Origin of the sequence: Legionella rubrilucens (assembly GCF_001468125.1) — a bacterium.
Classification (GTDB): Bacteria; Pseudomonadota; Gammaproteobacteria; order Legionellales; family Legionellaceae; genus Legionella_C; species Legionella_C rubrilucens.
In genome coordinates, this window is sequence record NZ_LNYT01000020.1 from 137,258 (window position 1) to 152,720 (window position 15,463).

Here is a 15,463-nt window from a genome sequence, read left to right on the forward strand (position 1 = left end):
TGCCGAAGTGGTGGAATTGGTAGACACGCCGTCTTGAGGGGGCGGTGGCGTAAGCCGTGCCGGTTCGAGTCCGGCCTTCGGCACCATTTATCCGAGCGAAATGAATGATGCTATCACAATACTTGCCAATACTAGTTTTTATTATCATAGCCCTGGCTTTAGGCATTGCTATGATTACTGCTGCGTCATTATTTTCTAAACATCAGCCTGATTCTGCTAAAAACGCGCCCTATGAGTGCGGCTTTAATGCATTTGAAAGCTCCCACATCCCTTTCGATGTCAGATTTTATCTGGTTGCTATACTCTTTATTATCTTTGATCTGGAAACTGCGTTTTTCTTCCCTTGGGCCCTGGTATTGCGTGAGATAGGCTGGTTTGGCTTCTCAGCAATGATGATCTTTCTCGGCCTGCTGGTCATTGGCTTTATCTACGAATGGAAGCGGGGCGCTCTTGAATGGGAATGATTAGTTTTTATCAATCCCGGGTTGAGGCCTGCGGCGACATGTTATTAAACCAAGATATATTATTTTAGAGGCTTGCTATGGCTGTTGCAGAATTGCAAAAAACGGGCTTTGTTACAACCTCTGTTGAGAAACTGGTGGGTTGGGCGCGCAGCGGTTCAATGTGGCCGATGACGTTTGGCCTGGCCTGTTGTGCAGTAGAAATGATGCATGTGGGCGCTGCCCGCTATGATTTGGATCGCTTTGGGATCATTTTCAGACCCAGTCCCCGGCAATCCGATGTCATGATTGTTGCCGGTACCCTGTGCAACAAAATGGCGCCTGCCTTGCGCAAGGTCTATGACCAAATGCCTGAGCCCCGCTGGGTCATTTCCATGGGTTCATGTGCCAATGGCGGAGGTTATTACCATTATTCCTATTCGGTCGTGCGCGGTTGTGATCGTATTGTACCGGTTGATGTGTATGTACCGGGTTGTCCCCCAACGGCTGAAGCGCTTCTTTACGGCATTATCCAGTTACAGAATAAAATCAGGCGTAAACCTGTAATAGAAGCATAAACGAGCACAGGTATCTATCGATGACTAAACTGACTAGCTTGGCCGAAAAAATAAACACTGAATTGGTTCATTTGATTGACTCCGTCGACGTGGCAACGCAAGAGATTACGATTGAATGCAGCCCTGCCCACATAAAGCAAGTCCTGGAGCAGTTGAAAGTGCATGAACATTTTGCATTCGATCAGCTGATGGATGTTTGTGCCGTGGATTACCTTGATTACGGTTCCTATGACTGGGAAACGGAAGCGGCCACTGAAAGCGGTTTTTCTCGTGGTGTGGAGGCGCATGAAGCCAAAGCTTTTGTCTTTGATAAACCTCGCTTTGCTGTTGTCTATCATCTGCTCTCAACAGTAAAAAACCAACGCATTCGTGTAAAAGTATTTCTTGATGAGCATAATCTGGTTATTCCATCGGTCCATGAGTTATGGAAGTCAGCCAACTGGTTTGAGCGTGAAGCCTACGATTTATTTGGTATCCTCTTCTCAGGTCATCCTGATCTGAGACGACTGCTGACTGATTACGGATTCATCGGTCATCCATTCCGCAAAGATTTCCCTTTGATTGGTGAGGTTGAAATGCGTTACGACGCGCGTCAACAAAAAGTCGTGTATGAACCGGTCAGTATAGAACCCCGAATCCTGGTACCCAAGGTAATACGCAATGACAACCGTTATCTTGATAACCATGGAGTGAGCCATGATTGAATTAAAAAATTATACGCTTAACTTTGGCCCCCAGCATCCTGCTGCCCATGGTGTATTGCGCCTGATTCTTGAGCTTGAGGGTGAGACCATTGTCCGTGCCGACCCGCACATTGGGTTGTTGCACCGTGCGACAGAAAAGTTGGCCGAGTCAAAACCTTACCTGCAAAACATTGGTTACATGGACAGGCTTGATTACGTGTCCATGATGTGTAATGAGCATGCTTACGTACTGGCTATTGAAAAATTGCTGGGCATTGAGGCGCCTGTGCGTGCTCAATACATCCGTACCCTGTTTGACGAAGTAACACGGGTCCTTAACCATTTACTCTGGCTGGGTGCCAGTGCTCTGGATATTGGCGCGATGACTGTCTTTCTCTACTGTTTCCGTGAGCGGGAAGATTTGTTTGACTGCTACGAAGCCGTGTCCGGTGCCCGTATGCACGCCAAGTACTACCGGCCTGGCGGGGTTGCCCGTGATCTTCCAGACAGCATGCCGCAATACAAGGCATCCCGCTGGCACAATGAGCGGGAAGTGGAAAAAATGAATGAAAATCGCCAGGGAAGCCTGCTTGATTTTCTTTGGGCTTTTACCGAGCGTTTTCCCAAGTGCGTTGATGAATACGAAACATTATTAACAGATAACCGAATCTGGAAGCAACGTACGGTGGATATCGGTGTGGTTTCTCCTGAGGATGCTCTGCAATGGGGGTTCAGTGGCCCGATGCTGCGTGCCTCCGGTATTGCCTGGGATTTGCGTAAAAAGCAACCCTATGCTGTCTATGATCAGGTCGATTTCGATATACCGGTCGGTAAAACCGGTGACTGCTACGATCGTTACCTGGTGCGGGTCGAGGAATTGAGACAATCCAACCGTATTATGCGTCAATGCATCGAATGGCTGCGCAAAAATCCTGGTCCGGTTCGTCTGGAGGATCACAAGATTACGCCGCCACGACGGGTTGAAATGAAACATGACATGGAAGCGCTGATTCATCACTTTAAGCTCTTCACGGAGGGCTTCTCTTTGCCGCGGGGCGAGGTTTACAGCGCAGTGGAGGCGCCTAAGGGCGAATTTGGTATCTATCTGGTTTCTGATGGCGCGAACAAACCCTACCGACTGAAAATTCGGGCGCCTGGTTTTGCCCATTTAGCGGGATATGATGAAATGGTCAGAGGCCATATGCTGGCTGATGGAGTAGCAATTCTTGCCAGTCAGGATATTGTTTTCGGTGAAATCGATCGGTAACACGACGCTGTCGGATTAAACGTTTTTTAAGGTTAGAAGCATGTCTGAGAATTCAGCTAAAATACTTTGTCAACTGATATCAGCAGAGCGGATCAGTGAAATCAATGCGTGGATCGCGAAATATCCAGCGGATCAAAAGCAATCCGCCGTAATGAGTGCATTGCGTATCGTTCAGGAGGAGCACGGGTATTTGTCGCCTGAATTAATGGATGCGGTTGCTGAATATCTGGACATGCCAGCCATTGCCGTTTATGAAGTCGCCACGTTTTACACCATGTATGAACACAAGCCCATTGGGCGTCATCTGGTTAATGTGTGTACTAATATTTCCTGTAAATTGATGGGTTCATCCGAAGTGGTTAACTACCTGCAGTCCAAATTGGGCATTAAGCTCGGTGAAACAACCGCTGATGGACGCTTTACACTTCGCTCGGTCGAGTGCCTCGGTGCCTGTGTTAATGCACCGATGATGCAGGTCAACAAAGAGTATCACGAGAATTTAAACCCTGAAAAAATTGATCACGTGTTGGAACAGTATCAATGAACGATAGAGGTGATTGCCATGGTTGAATTAAATCAAGTCTGTTACCGAACATTCCATCTGCAAGAACCTTGGACGTTAAAATCATATCTAAGTGTGGGTGGGTATAGTGCGTGGCGACGTATTCTGAGCGAAAAAATTCCGCCTCAGCAAATTATTGAGGAATTAAAGACGTCAGCCTTGCGCGGACGCGGCGGTGCGGGTTTCCCTACTGGACTTAAGTGGAGTTTCATGAATCGTAATGCCCCTGTACAAAAGTACGTGGTGTGCAATTCGGATGAAGGGGAGCCCGGGACATGCAAAGACAGGGAAATTCTGACAAATAATCCCCACCAATTGATTGAAGGAATGGCGATTGCGGGTTATGTCATGGGCGCTACTGTAGGCTACAACTACATCCGCGGCGAATTCTGGCTTCCTTTTGAGCGAACAGAACAGGCCTTAAAGGAGGCTTATGCCGAGGGGCTGTTGGGTAAAAACATCCTGGGCAGCGGCGTTGATTTTGATTTATACAATCATCTCGGGGCTGGCGCTTACATTTGTGGTGAAGAAACCGCCTTGCTCAATTCGCTGGAAGGTAAAAAGGGTATGCCGCGTTTTAAACCCCCTTTCCCGGCCAATTACGGTCTGTACGGCAAACCCACGACCATCAATAATACGGAAACATTTGCTTCCGTTCCCCCTATTCTTGAAAAAGGCGGTGAATGGTTCTTAAAACTCGGAAAGCCTAATAATGGCGGAACGAAGTGTTTCAGTGTCAGCGGCCATGTCAACAAGCCAGGTAATTTTGAAATTCCGTTGGGCACGCCGTTTAAAACTCTGCTGGACTTGGCAGGGGGTGTACGCAATGGCAATAAAATCAAGGCTGTTATTCCTGGCGGTTCATCCATGCGTGTCCTCCCTGGAGATGTCATGATGGGGCTGGATATGGATTATGACAGCATTCAAAAAGCAGGTTCCGGTCTGGGTTCAGGCGCGGTCATCATTATGGACGAAACCACCTGTATGGTGGATGCACTCTACCGCATTTCTGAATTTTATATGGATGAGTCCTGTGGTCAATGCACACCTTGTCGTGAAGGCACAGGTTGGATGGTTCGTTTGATCCATCGCATTCGCGAAGGGCACGGCGAGCCAGGCGACATTGAAAAACTTGTCAATGTGGCCAACAAAATTGATGGTCGCACCATTTGTGCATTAGGAGAAGCGGCTGCCTGGCCGGTGCAGAGCTTCGTGAAACATTTTTATCATGAGTTTGAGTATTTTATTAAGCATAAACGCTCGATCGTCGCAGCATAATTGAGAAGGTTTAGACAATGGCTACCATTGAAATCGACGGGAAAACATTTGAAGTTGAAAATGGCAAAATGATCATTGAAGTGGCTGATGAAGCGGGAATTTATATTCCGCGGTTCTGCTATCACAAGAAATTGTCTGTTGCCGCCAATTGCCGTATGTGCCTGGTTGAAGTAGAAAACGGTCGAAAACCTGTCCCCGCCTGTGCGACACCGATCACCAACGGCATGAAAGTGTTTACCAAATCTGAAGAAGCCATTCGTTCTCAGGAAGCGGTGATGGAATTCCTGCTGATCAACCATCCTCTCGATTGCCCTATTTGTGATCAGGGCGGAGAGTGTGAGTTACAGGATATTTCCATGGGATTTGGACATGACAGTTCCGAATACGAAGAAACCAAGCGGTCCGTTGAAGACGATAATCTGGGGCCTTTGATCGCGACGGAGATGACGCGCTGTATCCATTGTACGCGCTGTGTACGATTTGGTGATGAAGTGGCCGGCTTGCGTGAGCTTGGTGCGACTGGACGCGGTGAAAAGATGCAAATAGGCACCTATGTGCAACACAGTATCCAGTCGGAAGTTTCAGGCAATATCATTGATTTATGCCCGGTAGGCGCTTTAACGTCCAAGCCCTATCGTTTTACAGCCAGGGCCTGGGAGTTAACCCAGCATGACAGCTTGGCTCCTCATGACTGCCTGGGGTCCAATGTGTATCTGCATGTTCGTCGTAACCAGGTCATGCGCGCTGTCCCTAAAGAAAATGAAGCCATCAATGAAACCTGGCTTTCTGACCGCGATCGATTCAGCTATTTGGGACTTAAAAGCGAAATGCGTGCCGGTCACCCGATGATAAAGACTCAGGGTCAATGGCAGACAGTGGATTGGGAAACCGCACTGAAATTTGTGGCTGAGGGGATGAGTCGAGTCATTAAACAGCATGGTCCTGAGCAATTTGCTGCATTTGCTTCGCCTTCCGCGACCCTTGAAGAATTCTATTTATTGCAAAAATTAATGCGGGAGCTGGGGGTTAATAATCTCGATTACCGCTTAAGACAAGTTGATTTCCGCGATCAGGACGGCTTGCCTGCTGTCTGGGAAAATCAATTAAGTCTGGGGGACATTGAACATCAACAGGCCATCCTTTTGCTGGGTTGCAATGTTCATCGCGAAGTCCCGCTTGCTGGCCTCAGAGTTCGTAAGGCATTTCGAAACGGCGCCAAACTGTTTGCGATTAATCCTGTGGACTATGACTATCATTTCGATGTTCGGGCGAAAGCCATTGTCTCTCCTCAAGAAATGCCCATGCAATTGGCAAAACTGGTTGCAGCCATGGCTGCTGATGTCCAAAAATTGCCTGAAGCCGTACAACGTTTAATTGTCGGTCTGGAGGTCGATGACGTTTCTCGTGCGATGGCAGCTGAGTTAAGCCAGGGTAAGGCGGCAATTATCATGGGTGCGCTTTGCGAAAATCATCCTGATGCGGCTTTGCTGCGTACATTAGTGCACGTGCTTGAAACAATCAGCGGTCTGCGTGTTTTACGATTAACCACAGGGGCTAACGCAGCCGGTGCAGAACTGGCGGGGATGCTTCCTCATCGAACCACGGCAGGCAAAGCGGTATCTCAACCCGGTCTTGATGTACAAGCCGCTCTTAATGCCAAATTAAAAGGCTATTTCCTGCTGGGTGTTGAACCTGGCTTTGATTTCGCCAATCCCTTTAACGCCAGACAATCGATGCTTGCTGCAGAATTCGTGGTCATGGTCTCCGCTTTCCAACACGAATCGATGTTTGATTATGCGGATGTGATTCTGCCCATGGCGCCTTATGCAGAAACGTCTGGGACCTATATTAATGTTGAAAACCGCTGGCAAAGCGTGAAAGGTGCCTGCAGTCCCTATGAAGAAGCTCGACCGGCTTGGAAGATATTGAGGGTATTGGGCAATCTTCTCCATTGTCAGAATTTTACGTATGTCTCCAGTGATGAAATCCTCACCGAGGTAAAAGCCATTGTTGACATGACATCAGCACTGAAATACCAGCCTTACTTCCCCGAGTCGCTGCCTTTTTATCATCAGCAGTTGGTCAGGGTGGGTGAGTGGCCCTTGTATCGTTGCGATGCTATTGTGCGCAGTACACAGGCTCTGCAACATTGTGCAGCGGCGGAGTCGGCCTGCATCCGTGTTCATCCCGATACGGCAAATAGATTGAAATTAGATGAGGTTGCTACTGTATCTCAGGGAGATATTGAGATAACATTGCCGCTCAAACGAGACGAGCGAATAGCACCCGATGTTGTATGGGTAGCCAATGCAATGCCTGAAACAGTTGACCTCGGGCATTCTTTTGCTGCAATCACTATTAAGCGCTAAACAGGTAAGATTATGCTACATGATATAGGCATTTTGCTGTGGATTATTATAAAAATATTAATCATTGTCGTGCCCCTGCTGATCGCTGTCGCTTATCTGACCTATGCCGAGCGCAAAGTCATTGGTTACATTCAGGTACGAATCGGTCCTAACCGTGTGGGCTTTAAAGGGCTGTTACAGCCTTTTGCTGATTTGATTAAGCTAATCACCAAAGAAATCATTGTCCCAACGAAATCGAACAAGTACCTGTTCGTTATTGCACCTTTATTTGCATTGGCCCCTTCCTTGGTGGGCTGGGCGGTTATCCCTTTCTCAGAAGGCATGGTCCTGGCCGACATTAATGCCGGTGTGCTTTACCTGTTTGCCATGAGTTCTCTGGGGGTTTACGGTGTTCTCATCGCCGGCTGGGCTTCGAATTCCAAGTACGCCATGTTTGGTGCCTTGCGAAGCACCGCACAGACTGTGTCGTATGAAATTGCCATGGGCTTTTCTCTGGTTGGCGTATTGTTAGCTGCTGGCAGCATGAATCTGACAGAAATAGTCCAATCTCAACGCGGAGGTCTCTGGCACTGGTGGTTTTTGCCGCTGTTGCCGTTGTTTGTAACCTGCTGGATTGCCGGTATTGCGGAGACCAATCGCGCGCCATTCGATTTGGCAGAAGGGGAGTCAGAGATTGTTGCCGGATTCCATGTCGAGTATTCGGGGATTGGATTTGCGCTGTTTTTCCTTTCCGAATACGCCAGCATGATTCTTATTTCCACCATGTTGTCCGTTCTTTTTCTGGGTGGCTGGTTATCGCCTTTTGAAGGCATTCCTTTTCTTAACAATATTTTCTTTGTTGTTCCCGGCTTTGTCTGGCTGCTTTTGAAAATCTCTTTTTTCCTTTTTGTTTATTTGTGGATTCGCGCCACTTTCCCTCGCTATCGCTACGATCAGTTAATGCGCCTGGGATGGAAAGTTTTAATCCCGGTGACCATAGTCTGGGTGATTGTTACCGCTTTGATGGTGATAACACATCTTAAGCCGTGGTTTTAACGAGCAATGAGCTAAGTGATGAATAAATTATATCGATACATCAAACATTACATAAAGAGCTTCCTGTTACTGGAGCTTTTCTCTGGTTTGACAGTCACAGGAAAATATTTTTTCAAAAAGAAATTTACTGTGCAGTTTCCCGAGGAAAGTACTCCGGTATCTCCCCGCTTCAGGGGCATGTTAGCCTTACGCCGTTATCCAAATGGTGAAGAGCGCTGCATCGCCTGTAAATTATGCGAAGCCGTGTGCCCTGCGTTAGCGATTACTATCGAATCGGAAGTGCGCGAAGACGGCTCCAGACGCACAACACGTTATGATATTGACAGCTTTAAATGCATTTATTGCGGTTTGTGTGAAGAATCCTGTCCGGTCGATTCCATTGTAGTGACCCCTATCCAGCATTATCACTACACGGAGCGCGGGCAGAACATTTTAACCAAAGACAAATTGTTGGCTATCGGCAGCCTGATGGAAAAGAAACTGGCTGAAGATAGAGATGCTGATAAAGATTACCGCTAACGAGGTGCGAGATGCATGAGTTGCTAATACAAGCTGTATTTTATGTTTTTGCTGCCCTGGCAATTTTTTCAGCATTAATGGTGGTTACTCAAAACAACCCGGTACGTTGTGTACTGTTTTTGGTGTTAACGTTTTTTGCCAGTGCAGTACTCTGGATTCTGGTCGCGGCGGAATTCCTTGCACTGATTCTTATTTTAGTCTACGTGGGAGCAGTCATGACTCTGTTCCTGTTCGTGGTTATGATGTTGAATATTGACGTCGAGTCCATGAAGTCTCATTTCGTTCGTTATCTACCCTTTGGCCTGATTATAGTGGCATTCCTGACTGGATTATTGCTCATTGCCTTGCCGGATAATATGTTTAAAACAGCGGTTGAGCAAACCCCAATCACGGCGCCGGTTGCTGATGATTTTAATGAGTACGATGAAGTGGTTACCGAGCCGGCCAAGGCGATTTCAAACACAGAAGCCATTGGCAGGGTTCTTTATACTGATTACGTTTTCGCATTCGAGTTGGCGGCAGTGTTGTTGTTGGTCGCTATCATTGCGGCTATTACGTTGGCGCATCGAAACATTACCCGATCCAAGCGACAAAGCATAGTCAGCCAGATTATGACTAATCGCAACGATCGAATTGAACTGATCGCGATGAAGTCAGAAAAACAATCATAGGAATGACCATGATACCAGTAAATAATTACCTCATTCTGGCAGCCATTCTTTTCGGCTTAAGTATTGTTGGCATTATGCTTAACCGAAAGAACATCATCCTGTTGCTGGTGTGTATCGAATTGATGTTATTAGCCGTAAACACGAATTTTGTTGCTTTTTCTCACTATTATGGAAGCGTGACCGGGAATGTGTTCGTCTTTTTTATATTGACGGTTGCTGCCGCTGAAGCAGCCATTGGCTTGGCTATAGTGATGTTGCTCTATCGTAATCGGGGCAATATTGATGTTGATAAAATGAATCATTTAAAAGGTTAACAACGTGAGCATTCAACAACTATGTCTTATCATTGTCCTCGCACCGCTGTTCGGCTCGGTTGTCGCAGGCTTTTTCCGTAATCAGATTGGACGGGTTGGTGCGCATTCGGTCACTATAGCCGGCGTGGCGCTGTCATTTCTGCTGTCTCTCTATGTTGCTGTCGCTATTTTAAGCGGCGCTCACGAATCAGTGAATGTCAACCTGTACACCTGGGCAAGCGGGGGGATGTTTTTTCCCTATGAATTTCATATCGGCTTTTTAATCGATCCCCTTTCGGTCGTGATGCTGGTTATTGTGACGTTTGTCTCATTACTGGTTCATATTTACAGTATTGGTTATATGGCTGATGATGACGGTTACCAACGCTTCTTCAGCTACATTTCCCTGTTCACCTTCATGATGCTCATGTTGGTTTCTGCCAATAACTTCCTGCAGCTGTTTTTTGGTTGGGAGGGCGTGGGCCTTGTTTCCTATCTCTTGATCGGTTTTTGGTACAGTAAAGAGTCTGCTATTGAAGGGAGTCTTAAGGCCTTTTTGGTCAACCGTGTGGGGGATTTTGGTTTTGTCCTGGGCATTGGCCTGGTTCTGGCGTACACCGGAAGCCTGGACTATGACATGATTTTCAAAAGTGCTTCGAGTTTGAATACTCAGACCATTGAATTGTTTTCTGGCCATCCCTGGTCGCTGGTCACGGTGATCTGTATCCTGCTGTACATTGGTGCCATGGGTAAATCTGCTCAGGTGCCCCTGCATGTCTGGTTACCTGAATCAATGGAAGGTCCGACACCCATTTCAGCGCTGATTCATGCTGCCACCATGGTGACTGCGGGCGTGTTCATGATTGGTCGGATTTCGCCATTGATTGAATATTCGACAACAGCCTTGTCCCTGGTTCTTGTTATTGGTGCAACAGGTGCACTGTTCACTGGACTCCTGGCACTGGTGATGAATGACATCAAACGCGTGGTCGCCTATTCCACATTGTCTCAGTTGGGCTATATGATGGTTGGCATGGGGGCTTCAGCCTACAGTGCCGGCATGTTCCATCTGCTGACCCATGCCTGCTTTAAAGCTCTGTTATTCCTGGGTGCCGGGTCGGTCATTATTGGGATGCACCATGAACAGGATATGCGAAAAATGGGCGGCCTCTGGCGTAAAATGCCCATTACCTACGTGACCTACATTATCGGCAGCCTGGCGTTGTGCGCTATCCCGCCTTTTGCAGGATTTTATTCGAAGGATACTATCATTGAAGCGGCTAAAGTATCCACCATCCCAGGAAGTACTTATGCCTATTTCTGCGTAGCCCTCGGTGCCATGGTGACCGCCATTTATACTTTCCGTTCCTTTTTTATGACTTTCCATGGCACGCCACGTATGGATAAACACACGTTTGAGCATGTGCATGAATCACCAGCCGTCGTCTGGTTGCCACTGGTGATTCTGGCGATACCGTCGGTGATCATTGGTTATATTCTATTCATGCCCATGCTTTACGACGTGCCGACTCTGCTGGGCAAGTCGCTGTTTGTGTTGCCTGAACACAACGTGCTTGAAGAATTATCCCGGGAAGTACATTCTCCTTTACAAGCAGCACTGCATGCACCACTGTCACTGACATTCTGGTTAACCCTGGCAGGTATCGCCATTGCCTGGGCAGGTTACATTGCCTTCCCTGCTATCCCGGCAAAACTGGCCAGTTCCTTCTCCTGGATTTACCGTCTGTTGCTTAACAAGTATGGTTTTGACACCTTTAATGACAAAGTGGTTGTGGCAGGTTCTAAAGCACTCGGTCGCTTTTTCTACAATACCGGCGATCAACGCCTCATTGATGGACTGGTTGTCAACGGTGCAGGGCGGACGGTGCGCTGGTTTGCTCAGAAAGGACGCGGTATTCAAAGCGGCTATTTATATCACTATGCAACGGTCATGGTGTTGGGTTTAATTGTTTTCTTATGCTGGTTGCTATTAGGCTGATTATAAGGTGAAGGTATGCATCATTTGCTCAATTTATTGATCTGGTTACCGATTATTGGAGGCGTGTTTGTATTCCTGACCGGTGATGACAATAATCCCAATGTCTCACGTTATCTGACATTGTTTACAATATTGCTGACGTTACTGATCTGCATCCCTTTGGTGCGTGGATTTGATGTGAACACCTACAGCATGCAATACCTGGAAGACATGGTCTGGATGCCGGCTTTGGGGATTAATTACAGTCTTGGTGTTGATGGGTTGTCCCTTCTGCTGATTGTTTTAAGCATTTTTACTAACCTGATTGTCGTACTGGCAACCTGGACGAGTATTCACAAACGCGTTGGCCAATACATGGCTGCCTTTTTGATTATGCAGGGCTTTTTGGTCGGGGTCTTTGCTGCGACGGACGCCATTGTCTTTTATATTTTCTGGGAAGCGACCTTAATTCCCATGTACCTGATTATCGGTATCTGGGGCTCGGATAATCGTGTTTATGCCGCCATTAAATTCTTCCTCTACACGTTCCTGGGCTCTGTGCTAATGCTGGCCTCCTTTCTTTACATGGGCTATATTGCCGGATCCTTTAAAATTGAAACGTTCTATGCTGTGAAGCTGAGCATGACCGCCCAGACATTCATTTTTATTGCATTTTTCCTGGGTTTCGCCATTAAAATACCGATGTTCCCCGTGCACACCTGGTTGCCTGATGCACACACGGAAGCGCCCGCAGGCGGTTCCATCGTCCTTGCCGCAATTCTGCTTAAACTCGGTGCCTATGGTTTCATCCGTTTTGCCTTACCCATCGTCCCCGATGCCTGTCGGTATTATGCGGATGTGATGATTGCGCTGTCATTGATTGCCGTGGTCTATATTGGTTTGGTCGCTGTTATCCAGCAGGACATGAAACGCCTTATTGCTTATTCCTCCATTTCTCATATGGGTTTTGTAACCCTGGGCTGCTTTGCAATATTCACTATTGCCGAAAGGGCCGGTTTACAGAATGCCGGTCTTGTTCTGGAGGGCGCCATCATTGTCATGATTTCCCATGCGTTTGTGTCAAGCGGAATGTTTGCCGGCGTGGGTTATATTTATGATCGCATGCACACCCGACAGGTCAAGGATTTTGGCGGCCTTGTCCACTCAATGCCCGTTTTTGCTTCGTTCTTCATGTTATTCGCCATGGCCAATGCCGGGTTACCAGGCACGTCCGGCTTTGTCGGTGAATTTATGGTCATTTTGGGCAGTATAAAGGCTGGTTTCTGGATTGCTTTCTGGGCAGCCACAACATTGATTGTTGGAGCAGCCTATACACTCTGGATGTATAAGCGTGTCATATTTGGACCCGTAAAAAACGACAAAATTGCGGCCCTTCAAGATCTGACCGGTTTTGAAATCAGTGCCTATGTGTTACTGGTTATCATGGTTGTGGCGATGGGAGTTTACCCCAAGCCCGTGCTTGAATATGTGCATCAAACTGTGAGCCACACATTAGCTCAGGCCGATAAATCGAAATTATAATTTACAAGGTTAAATGAACATGACGTCCTTGCTTGATAATATCCATGTAGCTTTACCGGAAATCATCCTGTTGATCACAGCGGCTTTGGCTCTGCTAAGTGACCTGTTTTTGCGGGATTACTGTAAAAACATTGCATTGACTTTGTCCATTATTGGATTGGTCCTGTGCACGGTCATCAGTACCTTGCTGCTCGGAAGTTACAAGTCCATTATCTTCGGTGGTTTGTTTATCAGCGATGACAGTGCGCAGTTAATGAAAATCTTTATTTACCTGTGTGCCATTTTTTCGTTTATTTATTCGCGCGAGTATGTTGATGAACGTCAGATGCCTGCCGGGGATTATTATGTTCTTGGTCTTTTTTCCACACTGGGAATGATGGTATTAGTCTCAGCGCATTCGTTGTTGACGATTTACCTTGGTTTGGAGTTGTTATCCCTGCCATTGTATGCCATGACGGCTATCCGCAGAACCAACAGCGATGCAGCTGAAGCGGCGATGAAATACTTTGTGATGGGGGCCATTGCTTCCGGAATGATGCTGTATGGATTGTCTTTAATTTATGGTGCCACCGGAAAGTTGGATCTTCTGGATATCGCCAATGCGATTGCAGCCAATTGGCAGGAGCAGGACACGCTTCTTTCCTTTGGCCTCGTTTTCATTATGGTCGGTGTGGGCTTTAAACTCGCATCCATGCCTTTTCATATGTGGGCACCGGATGTCTATCAGGGAGCGCCTACCTCTGTCACGTTGTTTTTAAGTGCGGCCCCGAAAATTGCGGCCATCGGCATGACTCTTCGTCTGCTGACTCTGGCCTTGGTTGATATTTCAGCCCAATGGCAGCAGTTGTTGTTGATCATGGCCCTGTTGTCAACGGGTTTGGGGAATCTGTTCGCCATCGCCCAAAGCAATATCAAGCGACTGCTTGCCTATTCAGCGATTTCTCATGTAGGTTATGCGCTTTTTGGTATTCTTACCGCGACCGAAGCAGGCTATGCAGCGGGTCTTTATTATGTGCTGGTTTATTCCATTATGACGGTGGGTGCCTTTGGCTTGATTGTCCTGCTGTCTAACCATGGATTGGAAGTAGAAAACGTCGATGATTTAAAAGGCTTGAATAAACGCAACCCCTGGATTGCCTTCCTGATGCTCATTGTCATGTTTTCCATGGCAGGCGTTCCTCCTACCGTTGGCTTTTTTACCAAGCTGTTGGTGCTGAAAGCCCTGGTGGATGTGCATTTAACCTGGGTAGCCGTATTAGGTTTGCTCTTTGCGGTGGTAGGCGCTTATTACTATGTCCGTATTGTCAAGGTCATGTATTTTGACGAGGCGAAAGACAGTGCGCCTGTCCAGTTGAGCACGTCATCACAAATTTTTTATTCCATTAATTGTTTATCACTGCTTTATCTGGGAATTTTCCCTTCTGGATTGATCAGTGCCTGCATTAATGCGTTTGCTTAACTGCAATAACTTGCAAAAATTGCTTGCTATGCAAGGTAAGTGTGCGTATACTTGCCTCAGTTGATGCGGGGTGGAGCAGCCTGGTAGCTCGTCGGGCTCATAACCCGAAGGTCGTAGGTTCAAATCCTGCCCCCGCTACCACTATCTAAAAGACCCCATTATTGGGGTTTTTTGTTATGTATTACCCGGTAATCAGACACACCTGTCGGTTTGCAATCTTTATAGAGTGCGGGCAACTTTATATACCGTAAACTCCGATTATTGCTTAATGTTTCTCAAGCGACAGGTCATTGTCCTGTGCGAATTTTTTCGCTGCCGGAATAAAAGTGCTGAGAGTGGAATATGATAAGAACAGATATTCAGGAACTATTGGAACCTTTGGTGAATAGCCTGGGCTATGAGCTGTGGGGCTGTGAATATTTGTCACAGGGGCGCCATTCTTTATTGCGTATTTACATTGATAAAGAAGATGGCATCGGGATTGAGGACTGTGAGCGAGTCAGTAAGCAGATTAGCGCTTTACTAGATGTTGAAGATCCTATTTCCGGCAATTATAGTCTTGAAATATCATCACCCGGTATACCGAGGCCTCTGTTTTATAAAAAACATTACCATCGATACCTTGGGCATGATATACAGTTAAAATTATATAAACCCGTAAATGGAAGCCGTAAACTGTCTGGCAGGATTGCCGCAGTGGAGGAGGATACTCTGAAGTTACTGGTCAATGAGACACCCGTAGACGTGCAATTATCCAATATTGTGAAAGCAAATTTGACAGGCGAGTGA

15 protein-coding genes and 2 tRNA genes are annotated in these 15,463 nt (G+C 47.0%); all 17 read left to right on the forward strand.

The features are described from left to right. Position 1 precedes the first annotated feature (1 nt). The 17 genes from Lrub_RS08350 (at position 2) to rimP (ending at position 15,463) form a co-directional block, all read left to right on the forward strand. Positions 2-86: transfer RNA gene (locus Lrub_RS08350), tRNA-Leu, on the forward strand. Positions 87-107: 21 nt separating this feature from the next. After that, positions 108-464, forward strand: a complete 357-nt coding sequence (locus tag Lrub_RS08355; RefSeq protein ID WP_058532259.1) for an NADH-quinone oxidoreductase subunit A — start codon at positions 108-110, stop codon at positions 462-464. A 77-nt stretch (positions 465-541) separates the two neighbouring features. Continuing rightward, entirely contained in the window at positions 542-1,018 is a 477-nt protein-coding gene (locus Lrub_RS08360) for a NuoB/complex I 20 kDa subunit family protein (RefSeq protein ID WP_058527684.1), read from the forward strand. A gap of 20 nt (positions 1,019-1,038) precedes the next feature. Beyond that, a complete protein-coding gene (locus tag Lrub_RS08365) occupies positions 1,039-1,722 on the forward strand; it encodes an NADH-quinone oxidoreductase subunit C (RefSeq protein WP_058531728.1) in 684 nt (227 codons plus the stop codon). Then, the gene (locus Lrub_RS08370) at positions 1,715-2,968 is read left to right on the forward strand and encodes an NADH-quinone oxidoreductase subunit D (protein WP_058531729.1); all 1,254 of its coding nucleotides are present in this window, start codon (positions 1,715-1,717) and stop codon (positions 2,966-2,968) included. The genes Lrub_RS08365 and Lrub_RS08370 overlap by 8 nt, the downstream gene beginning before the upstream one ends. Positions 2,969-3,008: 40 nt before the next feature. Further along, positions 3,009-3,512, forward strand: a complete 504-nt coding sequence (nuoE, locus tag Lrub_RS08375; protein WP_058531730.1) for an NADH-quinone oxidoreductase subunit NuoE — start codon at positions 3,009-3,011, stop codon at positions 3,510-3,512. Between the two features lie 18 nt (positions 3,513-3,530). Further along, a complete protein-coding gene (nuoF, locus tag Lrub_RS08380; protein ID WP_058532260.1) occupies positions 3,531-4,808 on the forward strand; it encodes an NADH-quinone oxidoreductase subunit NuoF in 1,278 nt (425 codons plus the stop codon). 17 nt (positions 4,809-4,825) lie between these two features. Further along, positions 4,826-7,177, forward strand: coding sequence for an NADH-quinone oxidoreductase subunit NuoG (gene nuoG / locus Lrub_RS08385; RefSeq protein WP_058531731.1), 2,352 nt, complete (start codon positions 4,826-4,828; stop codon positions 7,175-7,177). A 12-nt stretch (positions 7,178-7,189) separates the two neighbouring features. Beyond that, positions 7,190-8,212 (forward strand): NADH-quinone oxidoreductase subunit NuoH, encoded by a 1,023-nt coding sequence (gene nuoH, locus Lrub_RS08390; RefSeq protein ID WP_058531732.1) that lies wholly within the window; start codon positions 7,190-7,192, stop codon positions 8,210-8,212. A gap of 18 nt (positions 8,213-8,230) precedes the next feature. Continuing rightward, on the forward strand, positions 8,231-8,731 hold the full coding sequence (gene nuoI / locus Lrub_RS08395; RefSeq protein WP_058531733.1) for an NADH-quinone oxidoreductase subunit NuoI: 501 nt from the start codon (positions 8,231-8,233) through the stop codon (positions 8,729-8,731). 11 nt (positions 8,732-8,742) lie between these two features. After that, a complete protein-coding gene (locus Lrub_RS08400; RefSeq protein ID WP_058531734.1) occupies positions 8,743-9,402 on the forward strand; it encodes an NADH-quinone oxidoreductase subunit J in 660 nt (219 codons plus the stop codon). Positions 9,403-9,410: 8 nt separating this feature from the next. Beyond that, entirely contained in the window at positions 9,411-9,716 is a 306-nt protein-coding gene (nuoK, locus tag Lrub_RS08405; RefSeq protein ID WP_058527675.1) for an NADH-quinone oxidoreductase subunit NuoK, read from the forward strand. A gap of 4 nt (positions 9,717-9,720) precedes the next feature. Beyond that, positions 9,721-11,694 (forward strand): NADH-quinone oxidoreductase subunit L, encoded by a 1,974-nt coding sequence (gene nuoL, locus Lrub_RS08410; RefSeq protein ID WP_058531735.1) that lies wholly within the window; start codon positions 9,721-9,723, stop codon positions 11,692-11,694. A 15-nt stretch (positions 11,695-11,709) separates the two neighbouring features. Continuing rightward, entirely contained in the window at positions 11,710-13,215 is a 1,506-nt protein-coding gene (locus Lrub_RS08415) for a complex I subunit 4 family protein (protein WP_058531736.1), read from the forward strand. Positions 13,216-13,234: 19 nt separating this feature from the next. Beyond that, positions 13,235-14,674, forward strand: coding sequence for an NADH-quinone oxidoreductase subunit NuoN (gene nuoN, locus Lrub_RS08420; RefSeq protein ID WP_058531737.1), 1,440 nt, complete (start codon positions 13,235-13,237; stop codon positions 14,672-14,674). Positions 14,675-14,738: 64 nt separating this feature from the next. Continuing rightward, positions 14,739-14,815 (forward strand) — tRNA-Met (locus Lrub_RS08425). A 201-nt stretch (positions 14,816-15,016) separates the two neighbouring features. Continuing rightward, positions 15,017-15,463, forward strand: a complete 447-nt coding sequence (gene rimP, locus Lrub_RS08430; RefSeq protein WP_058531738.1) for a ribosome maturation factor RimP — start codon at positions 15,017-15,019, stop codon at positions 15,461-15,463.